Genomic DNA, 20,464 nt, shown 5'->3' on the forward strand with positions numbered 1-20,464 from the left:
CATGTACATATATTTGCATAGCAATTGCGAACTTGTACTTGTTGCTTTGCTCTTGCATTTCCTGCGCCAGGGTTTGAGGGTCAGAATATTGCCGTGGCGACAGAAATCGATGAGTTCAGCTACCTTCCGCACCAGGCACGGGCGCTCGGAGTGGAGGTGGCTACTGTCACGCGCCTCACGCTGACACTTCCAGACGGCCGCGTGCTGAGTGCGCTCCGCTACGGAGAAGATGCTCCGACCGTCACGCTGCTGCACGGCGCTGGCCTCAATGCTCACACGTGGGACACAACTGCACTCCTGCTGCGCGAACCGACTCTCGCGATCGATCTCGCTGGCCACGGAGATTCAAGCTGGCGCGATGACGTGGACTATTCCGCCCGCACTCTCGCCGCCGATGTTGTCATCGCGCTTGAGCAGTGGACCTCAGAGCCGCAGGTGCTGGTTGGCCAGTCTCTCGGTGGGCTGACCGCGGCCGCCGTGGCATCCACTCGTCCTGACTTGGTGCGCGAACTGATCACCGTCGACATCACGCCGGGTATCGACACCTCCGGCGGCCCAGCGGTCCTCCGCAAGTTCTACGAGGGCCCCACCGATTTCGCCACCCGCGATGAACTGGTCGATCGCGCGATCTCACTCGGCTTCGGCGGTTCGCGCCCCGACACCGAGCGGGGAGTCTTCCTCAACACCCGCGTACGTCCGGACGGTCGCATCGAGTGGAAGCATCACTTCGCTCACCTCGCATCCCGTGCACTGGCCGCGCCCGCTACCGACAACGCGACGCCGCCGATCCTCGCCACCACCGGCTGGGATGACCTTGCCGGGGCAAAAGCACCCATCACGCTCGTGCGGGCCACCTCAGGTTTCGTCAGCGAAGCCGATGGTGTCGAACTGCAGCGTCTCGTGCCGACCGCGCAAGTGATCAACGTCGTCGCTACCCACAATGTGCAGGAGACAGCGCCCAAAGAGCTCGCCGATCTCATCCGCGCTTCGGTGAAGGCGCCCGCCTGAGGAATGTGACGCCGCATTCCACTGTTCTGAGTACACAGTCCGCCCTTCCCTAGGCTCTACCCGAACCGGCAACACAGCAGCTGCCACCCGAGAGGATCCCGCACTTCATGTTCCGACGTCCCAGACGCCTTGCCGTCATCTCCGCCCTCGCCGCGACCGTCCTCATCCTGACGGCCTGCGCGGGTTCCACCCCGGAGCCGGTGGAGACCTCCACAGGCGAGCCCGATCCCGACGCAACGCTCACGGTCGGTCTCGTTCTCGAACCGACGAACCTCGATATCCGTCATACCAGCGGCGCAGCGATCGAACAGATCCTGATCGACAACATCTACGAGGGCCTGGTGACGCGCACGCAGGACAACACCATCGAGCCGAGCCTGGCCTCCGAGTATGAAGTCTCTGACGACGGCCTCACCTACACGTTCACGCTCAACGACGGCATCACGTTCCACAGCGGCACGGCGCTCACCTCAGCGGATGTCGTGGCATCCTATGAAGCCGTCCGCACGGACGAGACACTGCAGGGCTTCTCTGATTTCGCGAGTATCGCCTCGATTGCGGCGCCGGATGCGACATCAGTGGTCATCACACTGACCGCGCCGAACCAGAACTTCCTGTTCGCGCTCACCGGTCCTGCTGGGCTCGTCTTCCAAACCGGTGACACCACCGACCTGCAAACCGCAGAGAACGGCACCGGCCCGTTCACTTTGGAAAAGTGGAGCAAGGGAAGTGCAATCACCTTCGCGCGCCACGATGCCTACTGGGGCGAACCGGCCAGTGTCGCCGAGGTGGTGTTTGAATACATCCCCGACTTCACCGCTGGTGTCAACGCCGCCCTCGACGGCAGCCTCGATGTTCTCACCGCAGTCGACCCCAACCTCGCCCCCGAGCTTGAAGACTCGGGAGATTTCCTGCTGACCCAGGGCCGCACCACCGACAAGGCAACTCTTGCATTCAACAACGCGAAGGCGCCGCTTGACGACGTGCGCGTGCGTGAGGCGCTGCGACTCGCAATCGATCACGAGGCACTCATCGAGGCGGTTGGTTCCGGCCAGGCACAGTATGGTCCGATCCCCGAACTCGACCCCGGGTACGAAGACCTGTCAGATGTTGCCCCCTACGACCCGGAGCGCGCGAAGGAACTGCTCGCCGATGCCGGGCAGGAGGACCTGGAGCTGACGCTCACCATTCCGTCCTTCTATGGGACCACCGTGCCCACCGTGTTGATCTCCGACTTCGCAAAGGTCGGCGTCACGCTTGAGGTCAACTCGGTCGAATTCGCGACATGGCTCGAGGACGTCTACACGAACAAGGACTACGAACTCAGCTTCGTGCTCCACGTCGAGCCTCGTGACTTCGGTAACTTCGCAAACCCGGACTACTACTTCAACTACGACAACCCCGAAGTGCAGCGACTGTACGCTGAGGCACTCGCCGAAATCGATGAAGACGCCTCCGCCGCACTTCTCGCCGAGGCCGCGCGTCTCGTCTCCGAGGATCATGCCGCCGATTGGCTGTACACGGGTGAGACCATCACCGCTGTGCGCCCGATCGTCGCCGGGTTCCCCGAAGACTCGATCAACTCGCGAATCAACCTCGCGGGTGTCACCGTCGCCGCAGAGTAATTCCGGGTGCTTCGCTACACGCTCACACGAGGAGTCCTGCTGATCGCAGGGCTCCTCGTGTCGAGCGTGCTCATCTTCCTGACGTTGCGGGTCTTCCCCGGAGACGTCGCGCAGCTGATCGCCGGCACGCAGGCGACGCCGGCGACGGTGGACGCACTGCGCGAGTCGCTTGGTCTGAATCGTCCGCTGATGGCGCAGTACGGCGACTGGATCGGCGGAGTGCTCACCGGAGATCTCGGCACGTCTCAGCTCAGCGGTGCATCCGTCGGTGAAGAACTGGCCGAGAAAGCACAGGTAACAGTTCCGCTCGGAATCATGGCCCTTGTGATCGCGCTACTGATAGCCATCCCGTTCGGAATTCTCTCTGCCCTGCTGCGCGGGCGCGCGAGTGGCACTGCCCTCAGCGTCACGGCACAGGCACTGGCCGCCGTCCCCGTCATCTGGGCGGGCATGATGCTCATCGTGGTGTTTGCGATCTGGCTCGGCTGGCTGCCTGCACAGGGCTTCCCCCGTGGCGGTTGGGACCAGCCGTGGCAAGCGTTCCAATCGTTGCTGCTCCCCGCCCTGACCATCGGTATCGTCGAGGGCGCAATGCTGCTGCGTTTCGTTCGCAGCGCGACCCTGCAGGCCCGCGGCCAGGATTTCGTCCGCACTGCGGCCGCAAAAGGGCTGACCCGCAATCGGGCGCTCATCCAACACGGCATCCCTGCCGTGGGTCTGTCGATCGTGACGGTGCTGGGGCTTCAGGTGGCAGGCATCATCGTCGGCTCAGTCGTGATCGAGCAGCTCTTCACTCTTCCCGGCATCGGGCGGATGCTGGTCGCCGACGTCGGCACGCGCGACCTGATCAAGGTGCAAAGCGAGCTGCTCGTACTCACTGGGCTTGTGCTCATCATCGGTTTCATCGTCGATCTCGTCCACCATTTCGTCGACCCTCGACAGAGAGAGGCCGCCTGATGCCCCGCTGGCTGCGTGCGCTGTGGCACAGCGCGACCGGACGATTCGGTTTGATTGCTGTCGCCGTGATCGCGATTGTCGCGCTCGTCTCAGTGTTCTGGACGCCATTCAACCCGCTTGAGACCAATATCCGCGCCCGCTGGGCTGCGCCAGGATGGCCGCATCTGTTGGGCACCGACAACACAGGCCGAGACATCCTCAGCCTCATCATGGCCGGAGCGCGCACTACGGTCTTCGTCAGCCTCGGCGCCGGCATCATCGCCACAGTCGTCGGCATCGCCCTCGCCGCGCTCGGTGCTCTCACCTTCCGCTGGATGCGGGAGACCATCGCTGTCCTCGTCGACATCCTGATCGCCTTCCCCGTACTGATCATCGCGATGATGATCTCCTCGGTCTGGGGCGGATCGCTTTGGGTCGTGATCTGGGCGGTCGGCATCGGGTTTGGTGTGAACATCGCCCGTGTCACCCGCCCAGAGCTGCGCCGCGTACAGCAGAGCGACTTCGTGCTCGCCGGGCGGGCCTCAGGCCTCACCACCTCGCAGAACCTCGTGCGTCATCTGCTGCCGAACGTCGCGCCGGTCTTCATCGTGCAGCTGTCGTGGTCGATGGCAGTCGCCGTGCTCGCCGAGGCCGGTCTGTCCTACCTGGGCTTCGGCGCCTCGATCGTGGAGCCTTCATGGGGCATCCTGCTGGCAGACCTGCAGCGGTACATCAGCATCCACCCACTCTCGGTCATCTGGCCAGGACTTGCCATCACGATCACCGTGCTGGCATTGAACCTGCTCGGTGACGCGCTGCGCGAAGCCACCGACCCGACTCTGCAGCATCGCGCAGCGGAAACTCACACTCCGGCGGTCATCGCATGAGCCTCGTCGTGCAAGACCTCGTCGTCGACATTGACGGACGCCGCGTGATCGACGGCATCTCCTTCGAGGTGCCAGACGGCGCGCGCCTCGGTCTCATCGGCGAATCCGGATCTGGCAAGTCAATTACCGCGCTCGCCATCCTTGGTCTTCTCCCCGACGGTGCCACATCCAGCGGAAGCGTCCTCTGGAATGACACCGAGCTGATCGGGATGCCAGACAAGCAGCTGGCACGCTTCCGGGGCGACGACATCGGCATCGTGTTCCAGGAGCCGCGCACAGCGCTGAATCCGATCCGCACCGTGGGCAGGCAGATCGCCGAGTCTGTGCGCATCCACACCGGCGTAAGCAAACGCGAGGCGCGCGAACGGGCGATCGAAGAGGCGGCGCGCGTGCACTTGCCCGATCCGGAGTCGATCGTCCAGAAATATCCACATCAGCTCTCCGGCGGGCAGCGTCAGCGCGTCGCGATCGCAATGGCTCTCGCCTGCCGTCCCCGGCTGCTCATCGCCGATGAACCCACCACCGCACTGGATGTCACGATCCAGGCCGAGATCCTGCGTCTACTGCTGTCGCTTGTCGAAGAAAACGGCATGTCGCTGATGTTCATCACACACGACCTGGCCGTGCTCGCCCAAGTTGCCACACACGGCGTCGTGCTCGAACATGGCCGGGTGATTGAAGCGGCCCCGGTCTCGACGCTGCTCACCGCTCCGGTCTCTCCGATTACGCAGGGTCTGCTGCGCGATGCCACGGCGACGTTGTGGCGTCCGGATGGCGGTGACTCATGAGCCTCATCGAAACGCGTGGCCTGCGCCGCGATTTTGCCGTGCCGAAGCGCACGATGTTCGACCGCGCCGAGGTTCAGACGGCTCTGCATCCGACAGACCTGAGCATCGAGGCCGGCGAGTCCATCGGTCTCATCGGCGAGTCAGGCTCGGGAAAATCCACATTGGTCCGTCTGCTGCTGGGACTGGACCGCCCGACGGCAGGCTCGGTCTCGATCGATGGCAAGGCGGTGGATGCCACGGCCTCTGCCCGTTCGCTGCATTGGCTGCGCCGTCAGACCGGACTGGTCTTCCAAGACCCCTATGCCTCGCTCGACCCTCGGATGAGCGCCGGTCAGATCATCGCCGAGCCGCTGTGGGCACTCGGCATCGAAGGCGATCGTCGCGCACGGGTGCACGAGGTTCTCACCCAGGTTGGGCTGGAACCGGAAATGGCCGACCGCTATCCGCACGAATTCTCCGGCGGCCAGCGGCAGCGCGTCGCGATCGCACGTGCGATCGCACACAGGCCACGCATCCTGATCGGCGACGAACCGATGTCAGCGCTGGATGTCACGGTGCGCGCTCAGGTACTGGAACTGTTCGCACGGCTTCTGACGACGGAGGATCTGACGCTGATCATCGTCTCCCACGACATCGGCATGGTGCAGAATCTGTGCGACACGGTCGCAGTGATGAAAGATGGTCATATCGTGGAGCGCGGCACGACCAAGGACGTCCTGCTGCACCCAAAGCAGGACTACACCAAGCGACTGCTGGCGGCGATACCGGTCATCCCTCACGCTGCGCGAGGCGGCGACGCTTCGGTTTGAGTGACTTCTGCAGGTAGATCGTTCCCAGCGAGCGTCCGAACTTGAAGCCAACTCTGCCCATGCGCCCGACCTCGACGAAGCCGAGCTTCGTGTGCAGGTGAATAGATGCTTCGGCGCCGCTGTCACTGATGACTGCCACGATCTCGCGCAGGCGGATCTGTTCGCACGCCTCGATCAGTGCCTGCAGCAGCGAGGAGCCGAGACCCTTTCCGCCGGCGCCCGGCCCGAGATAGATCGAATCCTCGACGGTGTATCGGTATGCCGTCTTGCTCGCCCACGGCTGCACCAGCGCATACCCGATGACCTGATTCGACGGGCCTACGGCGACGAGGAAAGGAAGTTTGAGTTTGGTCAGCATGGCGAACTTCTCGCGCCAGTATCGATGTGTGCTGCGCTTCTCGTCAAAGGTCACGACGGAGTTCGCGACGTAGTGGTTGTATATTTCACGGATGTCTGGCAGATCACCGATTCGGGCCGGCCTGATCACGAACGAGAAGGTGTCCGGCGCAGGTTCAGGTGCCCTTAGATGACGCGGTAGCCGTCGACGTCGGTCGCCGGGTTCGAACTGCATGAAAGTCAGAATAGTGCCGGAGCGGGCGCCGAGCGTGCATCGTCGCCACCGACATGCCAGTCAATCGGGTTCGCTCCCTGCTGAATGAGGATTTCGTTCGCTCTGGAGAACGGCCGCGAGCCAAAGAATCCGCGCCGCGCAGACAGTGGCGAAGGATGGGCAGATTCGATGATCGGAGTCTCATCGAGCATCGGCCGCAGACTCCCGGCATCCTTCCCCCAGAGAATCGCGACAAGTGGATGCTCGCGCGCCAGGAGCGCGCGAATCGCGAGCTCGGTCACCTGCTCCCAACCCCAGCCGCGGTGGGATCCTGCCTCCCCCTGGCGCACCGTGAGCACCCGGTTCAGCAGCAGCACTCCCTGGTCGCTCCACGTCGTCAGATCACCGTGTGGTGCGGGTGGAATACCAATATCGCTCTCGCGCTCGGCGTAGATGTTCGTCAGGCTCCTCGGCAACGGCCGCACGTGGCGATCCACTGCGAAGGACAACCCGATCGGATGACCGGGCGTCGGATAGGGATCCTGCCCCACGATCAGCACGCGCACGTCCGCGAAGGGCTGCTGGAAGACGCGCAGCACCCGATCTTCTGACGGCAGATACTCTCGACCTTCGTCCTTCTCCAGACGAAGGCGTTCACCAAGCTCACGGATCAGGTCGGCAACAGGTGCAAGCGCATCAGCCCACCCGCGGTCGATCAGTCCTTCCGCCGCCAGCTGGGCCAGTGGCCGGCTCAACACCGAGAATCAGTCCTCGGACTCGATGCGCACCCGCAGCTCGCCGCGCGCGAGAAGGTGCTGTGCCGACTGAGCGACCGGACGCATCGTGATCAGGTCGAGGTTCACATGACCCGGCGCATCGAGCGCGTAGCCGATGACGTCGGCGACGTCGTGAGCCGTGAGCGGCTCATCGACACCCGCGTACACCGCTTCGGCCCCGAGCTGATCGCCGCGCAGACGGTTGAGGGTGAACTCCTCGGTGTGCACCATGCCAGGAGCGACCTCGACCACACGCAGCGGCTCTCCGTTGAGCTCCTGACGCAGCACCTTGACGATCATTGACTGCGCAGCCTTTGCCGCGTTGTAGCCGCTGCCACCGGGGTAGGCGGTGTATGCGGCCGTGGAAGTCACGAACACCAGGTCGCCATGGCCATCGGATGCCGCGGCACGGCGCAGCAGCGGCAGCAGAGCAGCCACGAGACGCTGCGTGGCCAGCACGTTCACGTCGAACATCCACTGCCAGTCGTCGACGCTGCCGTCTTCAACTCGGTCAGTGCCGCGAGCGCCACCAGCGACCTGCACGAGTGCGTGCACCGGGCCTGCGGCCTCAAGTTCCTTGATGAGAGAAGCGACGGCATCCGCGTCGGTGAGATCGCATGCGATGGCCGATGCGCCGGTCTCATCGACCAGCTTCTGAAGTCGATCTGCGCGTCTGGCGACGCCGACCACATCCCACCCGCGCGAGCGAAGATCACGAACTGTGGCCTCCCCGATCCCGGAACTCGCACCTGTCACGACTGCACGCCTGATCACCATGCCTCAACCGTACGACTTTTCCGGGTCTGCTGATGTTACGTAACATGTCCGGCGCGTTGTTGACATCGTGGCTTCTACGTACCCTCACATAAGCGGCATCCGCCGTACTGACCTCAATCCGATCCAGGGAGAACAACATGTCCGCAGCTGAGACCTGGCGTTTCGAGACCAAGCAGATTCACTCGGGTGCCGCACCCGACCCGGTCACCAAGGCGCGCGCCACACCGATTTACCAGACCACGTCGTACGTGTTCGACAACGCAGACCACGCCGCGAACCTGTTCGCGCTCGCCGAGTTCGGAAACATCTACACACGCATTCAGAACCCGACGCAGGACGTCCTCGAGCAGCGCCTTGCCGCGCTCGAAGGCGGCACAGGAGCATTGGTGCTCTCCAGCGGACAGGCAGCGTCGACGTTCGCCGTGCTGAACATCGCGCAGGCCGGGGACCACATCGTTTCGTCCAGCTCGATCTACGGCGGCACGTACAACCTCTTCAAGTACACGCTCGCCAAGCTCGGCATCGAGGTCACTTTCGTCGAGAACCAGGACAACATCGAAGAGTGGCGCGCCGCTGTGCGCCCGAACACCAAGCTCTTCTTCGCCGAGACCATCGGCAACCCGAAGATCAACGTGCTCGACATCCGCAGCGTCGCCGACGTCGCGCACGCCGAAGGCGTCCCGCTGATCGTCGACAACACGATCGCCACGCCGTACCTGATCCGTCCTTTCGAGCATGGCGCCGACATCATCGTGCACTCGGTCACCAAGTTCCTCGGCGGCCATGGCACCACCATCGGCGGTGCGATCATCGACGGCGGGAAGTTCGAGTGGACCAAGAACGCTGCGAAGTTCCCCGGCCTCACAGAGCCTGACCCGTCGTACCACGGCGCGGTCTATACCACGGCGGTCGGCGACTCGCTCGCCTACATCATCAAGGCCCGCGTTCAGCTGCTTCGTGACCTCGGCTCGGCCATCGCACCGCAGAGCGCCTGGAACCTCATCCAGGGCATCGAGACGCTGTCGTTGCGCATCGAGCGCCACGTGCAGAACGCGCAGGAGATCGCTGAGTGGCTCGACAACCACGCCGACGTCGCGACCGTGAACTACTCAGGGCTCCCTTCATCCCCCTGGTACGCCAAGGCGAACGAGTACGCGCCGAAGGGCGTCGGCGCTGTCCTCTCGTTCGAACTCAAGGGCGGCGTCGGGGCCGGTCGCGAGTTCGTCAACAGCCTGTCGCTGTTCAGCCACCTGGCGAACATCGGTGATGTGCGCTCGCTCGTCATCCACCCGGCATCCACGACGCACTCGCAGCTGACGCCAGAGCAGCAGCTCACCTCAGGCGTCACGCCTGGTCTCGTGCGTCTGTCTGTGGGACTCGAGAACATCGAAGACCTGAAGGCCGATCTGGAGCAGGCCCTGGCCGCGGCACGTCGCGTCTCAGAGGCCGCTCGCGCCTAGTTCTCAGCCCGTCGGATACGGAAATTCCCTCCCCAGCCTCGCTGTCGGAGGGAATTTCCGTATCCCCGCGTTGGGCACCCACTCCAGCCCCGCCGTAACGTTCGCCGCGCATGCGCAGAACCAGGCGAGAATGGATGCATGGACTGGCAGAGCACCTCTGAAGACACCGTGCCATCGGCGCGAGTGACGGCAGCGGATGCGCGCCTCCTCCGAGCACGCCCGCCGGTCACGGGCGCATGGCGTGACGGCGACCCGGTCGGCGACCGGAAGTTCGCCGCCTTTGGCCCGTTCCGCACCGAGAGCGAGCAGGAGCTGCCCAGCATCCGCGTCGCGTACGAATCGTGGGGCGAACTCAACGCCGCTCGCGACAACGCCATCCTCGTGCTGCACGCGCTCACAGGCGACAGTCATCTGCGCGGCGGCGCAGGGTCCGGGCATCCCACCGCAGGATGGTGGGAAGACATCGTCGGTCCCGGCGCTCCGCTGGACACAGATCGCTGGTGCGTGATCGCGCCGAACATGCTGGGCGGATGCCAGGGCTCCACCGGCCCCGCCAGCGTTGCGCCGGACGGCTACGAGTGGGCCTCCCGCTTCCCCTACCTGACGATCCGCGACCAAGTCGCCGCACAGGTGCTGCTCGCAGATGAGCTGGGCATCGACCGCTGGGCCAGCGTTATCGGTGGATCTATGGGCGGCATGCACGCGCTCGAATGGGCGGCCACGCACCCGGAGCGCGTCGAACGACTCGCGATCCTCTCTTCTCCCCCGACCAGTACCGCCGACCAGATCGCACTGAACTCGGTGCAGCTCGAAGCAATTCGCATGGACTCACGGTTCCAGGGTGGCGAGTACTACGACCTCGATGACGGCGACGGGCCGCACCGCGGGCTTGCCCTCGCACGCCGAATGGCGCTGTTGAACTACCGCAGCCCGATCGAGCTGAACCAGCGCTTCCAACGCTCCTGGCAATCAGGCGTCTCGCCTCTCGGCCACGGTGGTCGCTTCGCTGTGGAGAGCTATCTCGACTTCCACGGCAACAAGTTCACCCGCCGCTTCGATGCGAACAGCTACATCACAGTCGTCGAGGCCATGAGCTCGCACGACGTCGGCCGCGACCGTGGCGGTGTGGAAGAAGCGCTCCATGGCGTCACCGCCACAACGCTCGTGCTCGGTATCGACACCGACCGGCTGTTCCCCGTCGACGGACAGCATCGCATCGCGCGAAGCATCCCGAACACCCTTGATGGCAACGAGGCTGTGGTCCTCACCAGTGATTTCGGCCACGACGGCTTCCTGATCGAAACCGAAGAGGTCGGCGCGCATCTGCGCCGCCTGCTCGACAGCTGAATCAGTCGCGCAGATATCGCCACGGGCGGTTAGCGGTTTCCAACCTGTGCCGCCCCTCGCCGCCTTCTGGATGCTCGGCGTCCCCACCCCAGACGAAGATTCCGTCGCCAAGAATGTGCGTGGCGTAGAACTCAGGAGCGGATGCTGCGGCGAACGCCGCTTCGATGCTGTGCACCGCCTGCAGCGCGTTCAGCGTCACCCAGGTCGGCGGAAACAGGCGCAGATCGCCCAGCGCATGTAGCCTGAGCGCCGCTGCAGGCGCCAGCCAGCGCGACTCTTCCACTTCGTCAGGCGACAGCGTCAGCTCGCCCTCTGGCGCAGTCGAGAGAAAGAACCAAGTACGCACGCGTTTCGGTGCTTCCACTGGTGGCACCCAACACGACAGGGTGACCAGTTCCACCGGCCGAAGCCCCACCTCTTCTTCGCACTCGCGGATGGCAGCACGCGCCGCGGTCTGCTGCTCGGATTCACCGTGGACCGCATCCGGGGATTCGACCATGCCACCGGGAAACACCCACGCCGCGGCGAAGGATCCGCGGTCCGGACGTCGTGTCAGCAGAACTTCGGGTCCATCTGCGCGATCACGCAGCAGTACTGCCGTTCCGGCAACGTGCATCGTCGCATCCATGCCCTCACTTTAGAGCTCTGCAATGATCAGGCCGCGACGGCGACCCGCTCGACGCGGAACGCGACCACAGTTATTGCGAGGCCTACCAGTGCGAGTGCTGCTCCGACCCACGCGGGCGCGGTGAAGCCCCACCCGACAGCGATCACCATTCCGCCGAGGAAGGCACCGAGGCTGTTGCCGATGTTGAGCGCGGAATGATTCATCGCGGCGGCGATCGACTGATTGTCCCCCGCAACATCCATGAGCCTCGTCTGGATCGCAGGGCTCAGCACAGAGGACACCAGCCCCACCGCGAACGCGAAGAATGCCAGCAGGATGATCTGGAACGACAGCAGCGCCAACAGAACGAGAACCAGCGCAAGCGCGCCCATACCGATCAGCAGCGTACGCCGGAGGTCCCGATCTGCCATGTACCCACCGAGCAGGTTGCCGACGGTCATGCCGAGACCGACGAGCACGAGCACGATCGGAACTGCCCATTCGGGCGAACCGGCGACCTCTGTCACCAGTGGCGCGACATAGCTGTAGACGGCGAAGAAGCCGCCAAAACCGATCGCTCCGATCCCGAGCGTGAGCCACACCTGACCGACTCGGAACACGCCGAGCTCTGACCGCATGGTGCGACCAGGCTCCCCCGGGTGCTTCGGCACGAACCTGGCGATGCATACGGTCGCCACAGCGAAGACGACGGTGACGATCAGGAACGCCGTCCGCCAGCCCCATTGCTGCCCGAGGTACGTGCCGAGCGGCACACCGACGACGTTCGCGATGGTGAGGCCGGTGAGAATGAAGGCAACGCCTTTGGCGCGCTTGCCTGGGCCCAGCACATCTGCCGCGACGAGCGCGCCGATCCCGAAGTACGCGCCATGCGGCAGCCCCGCGAGAAAGCGCGACATCCCGACCAGCTCGAACGTTGGCAGCACGATCGTCAGTGCGTTGAACAGGGTCAGCGCCAGCGCGAGCCCGAGCATCACATGGTGGCGCGGGAAACGCGCGACGAAGCCAGCGATTGTCGGCGCACCGATGACCACACCGAGCGCATACAGCGAGATGAGGATGCCGGTCTGCGCGATCGCTTCTTCGTGCGACGCCGCCCACACATCTGGGAGCAGATCCTGGGCGATGTCTGGCAGGAGCCCCATGACGACGAACTCGGTCATACCGATGCCGAAGGAGCCGATGGCGAGAGAGAGGAGCGCCGTCATCGCCGCACCCCTCGAGAGTGTCGAGGAGTGGTTCACCCGTCAATGCTACTGGTCAGATGTCAGGGCCAGATCTCACTGATCGGCGGCATCTTCGATCGCGGCTTCCAGCCGGTCAAGCTTCCCGTCGAGTTCATCGGAGTATCCGGGACGAATATCTGCCTTGAGGACGAGCGATACACGGGAGCCGAATGGCATCACCGCTTCGGTGGCCCGCTTGACGACATCCATCACCGTGTCCCAGTCAGGGCCCTCGATCTCGGTGAACATGCTGGTCGTGCGGTGCGGCAGACCGGAGTCGCGGACGACCTTGACTGCGGCCGCGACGGCGTCATGGACGGATCCGTCCTCGCGACCGGTGCCGGATGGTGCTACGGAGAATGCGATGAGCATGATGTTTCCTTTCGGTTCGATGCCTGGGGCGTTCAGCGTCTGGTGGATATGCGGCTGATGGGTACGCGCACCAGGGCGCGCGCGGCGATGACGAGCAGCCCGACGAGCAGGAGGTTGCGCACGGTCAGCAGCAACAGTGGCAGCAGGTCCGTCCGCAGCAGCGCGTCGTAGGTCAGCGGGTAGATCAGGCAGGTCAGTGCGCACAGCGCAAGCACGACACCGGCGGGCACGCCCGATCGGGTGCGGTCGAAGATGATCCAGAGGATTACGGGAGCGATCAACCAGGTCTGGAACTGCGGCGATCCCACCTTGTTGGTGACGATCAGCGTCGCCACGATCGCGAGGGCGAGCGGTGGGAACAGCCGCGGGAAGGATGCTCCCCGCATGGCCTTGACGGCGCCGAGCGCGACCACTGCGAGCGTCACCAGCATCATCAGCGGGGTCAGGAACGCGGCGAGCACATCAACGCCAGGCGCGCCGATCTGGAAGGTCAGGATGTCGAAGCTGTAGTCGACGGATGCTGCGCCGAAATGCGCCATCCACATGAACGGCGTCGCCGTGACTGCCTCGACCTGCAGCCCGCGTCCGGTCTGTTCGGTGAGGAATCCGAACAGATGCCGATCAGCGCCGAGGAGGAACAGCGCTGCCACGGTCACTGCAGAGACGGCAACGGCCGTGAGCAATACCCGCATCCGACTCTTCGCTGCCACGACAGCTGCGAGCACCAGGGCACCCGGCCAGATTTTGATCCAGGCTGCGATCGTCAGCAGCACCGTCGCGACGCCAGGACGCTTGACGAGCCAGAACCCGCCGATGACAGCCAGCGGCACCGTGACCGCGTCGATGCGGTACATGGCGATCGGCCCGAGCAATAGAAGCGCTGCGGCCCAGAACCATCCGGCAGAACGGCGCGATGACGAGCCAGTGCGACCGACGAGTACACCGAAGGCGACAGCATCCAGAGCGGTGATCAGCACTGCCCACCCGATCAGGTACGCGCCGGGCACGCCGACCAGGCCCGTCAACGGCCAAGCGAGCAGTTGAGTAAGCAGCATCGGAAGCAGAGCCAGCTGGGGGTACACCCACGGCTCCGTGATCCCGACGATGGAGCCGCCACTGAGGGCAGCAGCTGACCAGGGTTCGTAGACGAGGACGACATCGCCCATCGGCTGACTCGGATACACCCAGCCCTGCCAGGCGATGAGTATATGCACTGCGAGGAATGCGCCCCACAGACCGATTGTCCGAAACTTCACGACAGCAGATCTCCGATCGCGGCGGGAAGAGCCTCCGCGACGTCGAGCGCCACGATCGGATGCCCGACGCCCCCCTCGATAGTGCCGGATGCCAGACGCGCCGCGTATCCATGCAACCAGGCGCCGGCCGCCGCAACCTCGGCAACTGGGGCTGTCGGGTTCGCGGCAACCAACGCACCGAGAATTCCGGCGAGCACGTCGCCTGCTCCGGCCGTCGCAAGCCAACTTGGCGCGGATGAAACTGAGATGACCGTTCCATCTGATGCCGCGACCAGCGTCGTAGCCCCCTTCAACAGCACCGTGCAGCCAAGGGCGTGTGCAGTCTGAACGGCATCCGCGACGCGGTCGCCAGACTCTCTCAGCCGAATCTGAGCGCGCAGTCGCGCGAATTCCCCCGCGTGTGGGGTAATCATCATGGGCGCCCTCACCTCCGGCACGAGATCGAGTGCCCCGGCGTCGACAACGACGGGGGCGGTCCCGGAGAGGATACTGCGCAGCGCCGCCTCTTCGTCTGGTGTGCGCTCCGCGGCAGAGGTACCGGAGCCGATGACCCAGCAATCCACCCTGGTCGGACCAGCATCTGCCGCAGCCACCGTTTCCGGTCGGCGGGCGATGACAGCGTCCGCTGCCCGTCCTTCACCGACGAATCGGACGAAACCTGCACCGGTACGCCAAGCCGCCTCGACACCCAGTACCGCGGCTCCTGGATACTCGTTCGATCCTGTGCGTAGCGCAACGACACCGCGTGAGTACTTGTCACCCGTTGCACCCGGCACCCGCAACAGGGGTCTGGTGTCTGCACGGGACCATTCACGGACGTCGACCATGGTTCCACGCTAGCGCGCCGCTGCCGTCTGAGCGCGATACGGTCAACGAGTGAGTCTTCTCTTCTCCCCACTCGGCCTCCGCTCCGTCACGTTCTCGAACCGCCTCTGGGTTTCCCCGATGTGCATGTACAGCGCCGTCGACGGGGTGGTGCAGGAATGGCACCACACGCATCTCACGCAATTCGCCGATGGCGGCGCAGGGCTCATCGTCGCCGAGGCGACCGGCGTCACCCCCGAAGGACGCATCTCTCCGCGCGATGCCGGACTGTGGAACGACGAACAGCGTGATGCCTGGGCGCCGATCGTACGAGCCATCCACGAACGCGGCGGGCGTGCCGGCATCCAGCTCGCACATGCCGGACGCAAAGCATCGACCTGGTGGCCATGGGCAGATGAGCGCGGGTCGGTATCTGTCGCCGATGGTGGCTGGCAGACGGTCGCGCCGTCAGCGATCGCTTTCGAGGGGTTCGACGAGCCCGTCGCGCTGGATGATGCGGGCATCGAGCACCTCGTCAACAGTTTCCGTGAGGCCGCGCACCGCGCCCTGGAGGCGGGCTTCGACGTGCTGGAGATCCACGGTGCGCACGGATATCTGCTGCATCAGTTCCTCTCGCCACTTTCGAATCTGCGCGAGGACTCGTACGGCGGATCGCTTGAGAACCGTGCACGCCTCCTGCTGCGCATCGTGGATGCCGTGCGCGAGGTTGCGGGCGGTGGCGTGCCGCTGTTCGTGCGCATCTCAGCAACTGACCACGCCGAGGGCGGCTTCACTCCCGAAGAGGCGGCAATTGTGAGTGGCTGGGCCATCGAACACGGGGCCGACCTCATCGATGTCTCCAGCGGCGGGCTCGTCGCACACCAGAAGATCGACGTGCACCCTGGCTACCAGGTGCCGCTCGCCGAGACCGTGCGTCAGATCGGACGGATCCCCGTGACGGCGGTGGGGCTCATCACCGCGGCCGAGCAGGCCGAGCGGGTACTCGCTGATGGCGCGGCGGATGCGATATTCGCCGCACGCGAGTGGTTGCGCGACCCGCACTTCGGCCTGCGGGCCGCGCATGAACTCGGTGCCGATATCACCTGGCCTCCGCAGTACACGCGCGCCCGCTGGCGCTGACACACCTACACCACACCGGACGACCGGGCGGGATGAGCGCGTCAGCGGCCGTGGACCCTCCGCGTCGCATCCTGAACCTCGCCGACGAGCTCTTCCAGGATGTCTTCTAGGAACAGCACCGCTGTCGTCTCGCCCTGCGCATTTCGCACCTTCGCCAGGTGACGTCCGGCACGGCGCATGACCGCGAGGGCATCCTCGAGGTCGGTGTCTTCCTGCACAGGCACCATGTGGTGGACGCGCTTCTGCGGGATGGGCTCCACCGTCATAGTCGCCGCATCCGCACCCTCCGAAGCGCGCAGGATGTCCTTCAGGTGCACGTAGCCGACCGGCACGTTCTCCTCGTCGACGATCACGTAGCGGGAGAAACCGTAACGGGCGACCGCACGCTCAATGTCATCCGGCGTGGTGGTCTGCGGCAACGTCACCAGATCGCTCAGAGCCACGGCGACATCGCGTGCTTTCTTGTCGGTGAACTCCACAGCCTTCGCCACGGCGCCGGAAGTATCCGACAGCAGCCCCTCACGGCGCGACTGGTCAACGATCGTCGCCACCTCGTCGATCGTGAACGTGGATGCTGCTTCGTTCTTGGGCTCGACGCGGAACAACCGCAGTACGCCGTTGGCGGCCGCATTGAGCACCCAGATCACCGGCATGAACACCTTTGACACCCACACCAGCGGCGGGGCGAGGATGAGCACTGCTCGCTCCGGTACCGAGAACGCGAGGTTCTTTGGCACCATCTCACCGAACACCACGTGCAGATAGGAGACCAGCAGGAGAGCGACCGTGAATCCGACGACGTCCACCACAGTGTCCGACCATCCGAGGGCATGCATCGGCACGCCAAGGAGATGGTGGATAGCCGGTTCGGAGACGTTCAGGATCAGCAGCGAGCAGATCGTAATCCCAAGCTGCGAAGTCGCGAGCATGAGCGTCGCGTGCTCCATTGCGTACAGTGCCGTTTTGGCGGCGCGCGAGCCCTCCTCGGCACGTGGTTCGATCTGCGAGCGTCGAGCGGAGATCACTGCGAACTCGGCTCCGACGAAGAAGGCGTTCGCGACGAGAAGCACGACCAACCAGACGATTCCAGCCCAATCGTTCATCGGGTCACCTCCTCGATCGCAGCGTTGACCGGCTCTGGCGTGTAACGGACGCGGTCGATTCTGCGCCCGTCCATGCGGATCACCTGCAGCACGCCAGAGTCGAGAGCCACCTCATCACCAATGGCGGGCACGCGCTCGAGCACACTCATCATGTAGCCACCCACGGTGTCGTACACATCTCCCTCAGGAACTTGGACTCCACTTCGGCTGCGCAGTTCGTCAGGGCGCAGCTCACCCGGGAAAGTGATCGAATCGAGGCCGCGAACCACGCCGGCGCGGCTGCGATCGTGTTCATCGGAGACCTCACCGACGATCTCCTCGACCAGGTCTTCGAGTGTCACAATCCCGGCGGTCCCGCCGTACTCGTCGACCACGATCGCCAGCTGGTAACCCTTCGCACGCAGCTCCGAGATCAGTACATCGAGGTGCAAGGTCTCCGGAACACGCAGCGGCTCAGTGGCGAGCGCGCCGACGGGAACTTCGGCGCGGCGCTCGCGCGGCACCGAAACGGCCGCCTTCAGGTGTACGACACCGGTGATGTCGTCGAGATCGTCGTCGTAGACCGGGAATCGACTGTGTCCTGTGCGCCGGGCAAGCTGGATGACATCTTCCGCAGAGTCCCCGGCGAAGATCGCGTGCATGCTGGGGCGCGGGGTCATGACGTCGTCGGCGGACAGACGGGCGAATGTGAGGCTGCGGTCGAGCAGGCTAGCGGTGTCTGCTTCCAGGAAGCCGGCGCTGGCCGAACGGCGCACGAGAGACGAGAGCTCTTCCGCCGTTCGAGCACCAGAGAGCTCTTCCTTGGGCTCGATGCCCATCGAGCGCAGCACGCCATTCGCGCTTCCGTTGAGCACGACGATCACAGGTTTGAACACGGCCGTGAATCCGGTCTGGAATGGGAGCACCAGTTTGGCGGTCTGGCGCGGCAATGCGAGGGCGAAGTTCTTCGGCACAAGTTCGCCGAGAATCATCGACAACACGGTCGCGACGACCATGGCGACGACGGTCGAAATGGGGCGAACCACGGACTCGGCGATTCCCCACGAGGTCAGAACCGGTCCGAGCAGATTCGACAGTGCTGGCTCCATCGTGTAACCCGTGAGCAGCGTCGTCAGCGTAATACCGAGCTGCGCAGATGAGAGATGGGTCGACGTGTGCTTCAGTGCGCTGATCGTGAGCGCCAGGCGGGATTCTCCGCGGGCTTGACGCGCTTCGAGTTCAGCACGGTCGAGATTGACAAGCGCGAACTCACTCGCGACAAACAATCCCGTCCCTACCGTGAGCAGGAGCCCCACGCCCAACATGACGTAATCCATCAGTCGCTCCCCTCCTCAGAGGTCGGCGGCAGGCAGTGGGGCTGTGTACTTCTACTGGGAGGGTCGTCCATGGTGCATCAATTCTACAGAACCAGTTCTATCTGATCGCTGTTGATGTGGATGTTGTGCGCTACCAGCTGACCGGCAACGCCTTTCCTTCTTCGTACCCGGCGGCAGACTGGCGACCGACCAGTGCACGGTCGTGGAATTCCGGCACCGACGCGGCTCCGGCGTATGTGAACGACGAGCGCACGCCAGAGGTGATCATGTCCAGCAGGTCTTCCAGCCCTGGGCGCAGCGGGTCCAGGTAAATCTTCGACGAGGAGATTCCTTCGGCGAAAAGCTCCTTTCGTGCACGATCGTAGGCGTCGAGCCGTCCGAACCGGGCGTGCACGGCTTTGGTCGAGGCCATGCCCCAGGATTCTTTGTAGATTCGCCCGTCGGTGTCGGTCTGCAGCTGTCCTGGCGCCTCGATCGTGCCGGCGAACCAGGAGCCGATCATGACAGATGCCGCACCGGCCGCGAGCGCGAGCGCCACATCGCGGGGGTAGCGCACTCCTCCGTCGGCCCACACGTGCGCGCCGAGCGAGTGCGCCGCCTCAGCCGTTTCCAGCACTGCGGAGAACTGCGGCCGACCAACAGCGGTCATCATGCGCGTGGTGCACATCGCGCCGGGCCCGACGCCGACTTTAAGGATCGATGCCCCCGCGTCGACGAGATCGTTCACACCGTCTGATGTCACGATGTTGCCCGCCACCAGCGGGATGCCGAGATTCAGAGCAGCCACGGTAGCGATTGCGCGCAGCATCCCGTCCTGATGTCCGTGTGCGGTATCGATTACGAGCACATCGACTCCCGCGGCGGCGAGGGCCTTCGCCTTGGCTGCGACGTCGCCATTGATGCCCACGGCCGCGCCTACTGCGAGGCGCCCGTCGGCATCGAGCGCCGGAGCGTACAAAGTCGAGCGCAGGGCGCTGCGCGCGCTGAGCGTTCCGACCAGATGTCCATGATCGACGACCATGACCAACTCGGCTCCGGTCTCGGTGATGACGTCGAAGGCCGCGCGTCCGTCCCTGATGTCCTCGGCATCCAGAGCGGGCGTTCCGGAGTGCACCAGGTCGCCCAACTGCGCGTCAGGAAGCGCCACGCCGAGGCGAGTGGCCGGCAGTATTCCACGCACCGCGGATGCGTCGATCTTCGATCTCTGATCGGCGTTAGCGCCCTCAGCGACGACGACACCGTGTCCTTCGGTCGGTGGCAACAGACGCAGAGCATCGGCCACCGAAGTGGACGGAGGCAGCACGAGAGGGCTGTCCCATGCGACCGGCTGTGCCTTGACCTCGCGAATCGCGGCATCCAGATCCTGCAGCGGCATGTCCTGCGGAAGGATGCCGAGACCACCTCTCCTTGCCAGCACAGCGGCGAGCCGGGGGCCGGTGACCGAGTTCATGTTCGACGCCACGAGTGGAATCGTCGCGGGTGTGCCATCCCTGGGCGCAAGGTCCACTTCAAGCCTGCTCGTGATGTCTGAACGTCGTGGCACAAGAAAGACGTCCGAATAGGTGAGATCTACGGCGGGTTGCTCGCTGACGAACTTCATGTCTCCACGGTAGCTTTCCGCGGAGCAAAACGGGCGTGGCTACGCGCGTATTCACGTGT

20 protein-coding genes are annotated in these 20,464 nt (G+C 64.5%); 9 read left to right on the top strand and 11 right to left on the bottom strand.

Annotated elements, in window-relative coordinates:
* Nucleotides 1-87: 87 nt before the first annotated feature.
* From AC1C2Q_RS01870 to AC1C2Q_RS01895, 6 genes are all read left to right on the top strand, one after another.
* Nucleotides 88-1,008: an alpha/beta fold hydrolase gene (locus tag AC1C2Q_RS01870; protein WP_495450526.1), complete on the top strand. Its 921-nt coding sequence runs from the start codon at nucleotides 88-90 to the stop codon at nucleotides 1,006-1,008.
* Between the two features lie 107 nt (nucleotides 1,009-1,115).
* A complete protein-coding gene (locus AC1C2Q_RS01875; protein WP_495448786.1) occupies nucleotides 1,116-2,633 on the top strand; it encodes an ABC transporter substrate-binding protein in 1,518 nt (505 codons plus the stop codon).
* Nucleotides 2,634-2,639: 6 nt separating this feature from the next.
* Nucleotides 2,640-3,590, top strand: a complete 951-nt coding sequence (locus AC1C2Q_RS01880; RefSeq protein ID WP_495429367.1) for an ABC transporter permease — start codon at nucleotides 2,640-2,642, stop codon at nucleotides 3,588-3,590.
* Nucleotides 3,590-4,456, top strand: coding sequence for an ABC transporter permease (locus AC1C2Q_RS01885; RefSeq protein ID WP_495448787.1), 867 nt, complete (start codon nucleotides 3,590-3,592; stop codon nucleotides 4,454-4,456). Before AC1C2Q_RS01880 ends, AC1C2Q_RS01885 begins: the two co-directional genes overlap by 1 nt.
* Entirely contained in the window at nucleotides 4,453-5,244 is a 792-nt protein-coding gene (locus AC1C2Q_RS01890; protein WP_495429369.1) for an ABC transporter ATP-binding protein, read from the top strand. Before AC1C2Q_RS01885 ends, AC1C2Q_RS01890 begins: the two co-directional genes overlap by 4 nt.
* Complete coding sequence (locus AC1C2Q_RS01895) at nucleotides 5,241-6,053, top strand: ABC transporter ATP-binding protein (protein WP_495448788.1); 813 nt, start codon at nucleotides 5,241-5,243, stop codon at nucleotides 6,051-6,053. The genes AC1C2Q_RS01890 and AC1C2Q_RS01895 overlap by 4 nt, the downstream gene beginning before the upstream one ends.
* Here the strand turns inward: AC1C2Q_RS01895 and AC1C2Q_RS01900 are convergent.
* From AC1C2Q_RS01900 to AC1C2Q_RS01910, 3 genes are read right to left on the bottom strand one after another with little or no spacing between them, the layout of a single operon-like run.
* Entirely contained in the window at nucleotides 6,013-6,624 is a 612-nt protein-coding gene (locus tag AC1C2Q_RS01900) for a GNAT family N-acetyltransferase (protein WP_495429371.1), read from the bottom strand. The genes AC1C2Q_RS01895 and AC1C2Q_RS01900 overlap by 41 nt on opposite strands.
* Before the next feature lie 5 nt (nucleotides 6,625-6,629).
* Nucleotides 6,630-7,358: a uracil-DNA glycosylase gene (locus AC1C2Q_RS01905; RefSeq protein WP_495431675.1), complete on the bottom strand. Its 729-nt coding sequence runs from the start codon at nucleotides 7,356-7,358 to the stop codon at nucleotides 6,630-6,632.
* Between the two features lie 9 nt (nucleotides 7,359-7,367).
* Nucleotides 7,368-8,156 carry an SDR family oxidoreductase gene (locus AC1C2Q_RS01910; protein ID WP_495448789.1) on the bottom strand — a complete coding sequence of 263 codons (789 nt, stop codon included), beginning with the start codon at nucleotides 8,154-8,156 and terminating at the stop codon, nucleotides 7,368-7,370.
* Nucleotides 8,157-8,293: 137 nt separating this feature from the next.
* Between AC1C2Q_RS01910 and AC1C2Q_RS01915 the strand changes: the two genes are divergently transcribed.
* Both AC1C2Q_RS01915 and metX read left to right on the top strand, forming a co-directional pair.
* Nucleotides 8,294-9,616, top strand: coding sequence for a bifunctional o-acetylhomoserine/o-acetylserine sulfhydrylase (locus AC1C2Q_RS01915; protein WP_495429373.1), 1,323 nt, complete (start codon nucleotides 8,294-8,296; stop codon nucleotides 9,614-9,616).
* 138 nt (nucleotides 9,617-9,754) lie between these two features.
* Nucleotides 9,755-10,963 carry a homoserine O-acetyltransferase MetX gene (gene metX, locus AC1C2Q_RS01920; RefSeq protein WP_495429374.1) on the top strand — a complete coding sequence of 403 codons (1,209 nt, stop codon included), beginning with the start codon at nucleotides 9,755-9,757 and terminating at the stop codon, nucleotides 10,961-10,963.
* A 1-nt stretch (nucleotide 10,964) separates the two neighbouring features.
* On the opposite strand, the gene AC1C2Q_RS01925 is transcribed toward metX, so the two are convergent.
* The 5 genes from AC1C2Q_RS01925 to AC1C2Q_RS01945 form a co-directional block, all read right to left on the bottom strand.
* Nucleotides 10,965-11,591: an NUDIX hydrolase gene (locus tag AC1C2Q_RS01925; protein WP_495429375.1), complete on the bottom strand. Its 627-nt coding sequence runs from the start codon at nucleotides 11,589-11,591 to the stop codon at nucleotides 10,965-10,967.
* Between the two features lie 26 nt (nucleotides 11,592-11,617).
* Nucleotides 11,618-12,796, bottom strand: a complete 1,179-nt coding sequence (locus AC1C2Q_RS01930; protein ID WP_495450527.1) for an MFS transporter — start codon at nucleotides 12,794-12,796, stop codon at nucleotides 11,618-11,620.
* Nucleotides 12,797-12,868: 72 nt separating this feature from the next.
* Nucleotides 12,869-13,186, bottom strand: a complete 318-nt coding sequence (locus AC1C2Q_RS01935) for a thiamine-binding protein (RefSeq protein WP_495448790.1) — start codon at nucleotides 13,184-13,186, stop codon at nucleotides 12,869-12,871.
* Between the two features lie 32 nt (nucleotides 13,187-13,218).
* Nucleotides 13,219-14,442 carry a hypothetical protein gene (locus AC1C2Q_RS01940; RefSeq protein ID WP_495448791.1) on the bottom strand — a complete coding sequence of 408 codons (1,224 nt, stop codon included), beginning with the start codon at nucleotides 14,440-14,442 and terminating at the stop codon, nucleotides 13,219-13,221.
* A complete protein-coding gene (locus AC1C2Q_RS01945) occupies nucleotides 14,439-15,269 on the bottom strand; it encodes an ADP-dependent NAD(P)H-hydrate dehydratase (RefSeq protein WP_495448792.1) in 831 nt (276 codons plus the stop codon). Before AC1C2Q_RS01945 ends, AC1C2Q_RS01940 begins: the two co-directional genes overlap by 4 nt.
* A gap of 49 nt (nucleotides 15,270-15,318) precedes the next feature.
* On the opposite strand from AC1C2Q_RS01945, the gene AC1C2Q_RS01950 reads away from it, so the two are divergent.
* The gene (locus AC1C2Q_RS01950; RefSeq protein ID WP_495448793.1) at nucleotides 15,319-16,386 is read left to right on the top strand and encodes an NADH:flavin oxidoreductase/NADH oxidase; all 1,068 of its coding nucleotides are present in this window, start codon (nucleotides 15,319-15,321) and stop codon (nucleotides 16,384-16,386) included.
* Between the two features lie 41 nt (nucleotides 16,387-16,427).
* Here the strand turns inward: AC1C2Q_RS01950 and AC1C2Q_RS01955 are convergent, their stop codons facing one another.
* The 3 genes from AC1C2Q_RS01955 to guaB1 all read right to left on the bottom strand — a co-directional run bounded on the left by AC1C2Q_RS01955 (nucleotide 16,428) and on the right by guaB1 (nucleotide 20,405).
* Nucleotides 16,428-17,489 carry a hemolysin family protein gene (locus AC1C2Q_RS01955; RefSeq protein ID WP_495429380.1) on the bottom strand — a complete coding sequence of 354 codons (1,062 nt, stop codon included), beginning with the start codon at nucleotides 17,487-17,489 and terminating at the stop codon, nucleotides 16,428-16,430.
* Entirely contained in the window at nucleotides 17,486-18,805 is a 1,320-nt protein-coding gene (locus tag AC1C2Q_RS01960) for a hemolysin family protein (protein WP_495429381.1), read from the bottom strand. Before AC1C2Q_RS01960 ends, AC1C2Q_RS01955 begins: the two co-directional genes overlap by 4 nt.
* Nucleotides 18,806-18,935: 130 nt before the next feature.
* Complete coding sequence (gene guaB1 / locus AC1C2Q_RS01965) at nucleotides 18,936-20,405, bottom strand: GMP reductase (RefSeq protein ID WP_495429382.1); 1,470 nt, start codon at nucleotides 20,403-20,405, stop codon at nucleotides 18,936-18,938.
* Nucleotides 20,406-20,464 lie beyond the last annotated feature (59 nt).

The organism is Microbacterium sp. Y356, from assembly GCF_059445355.1.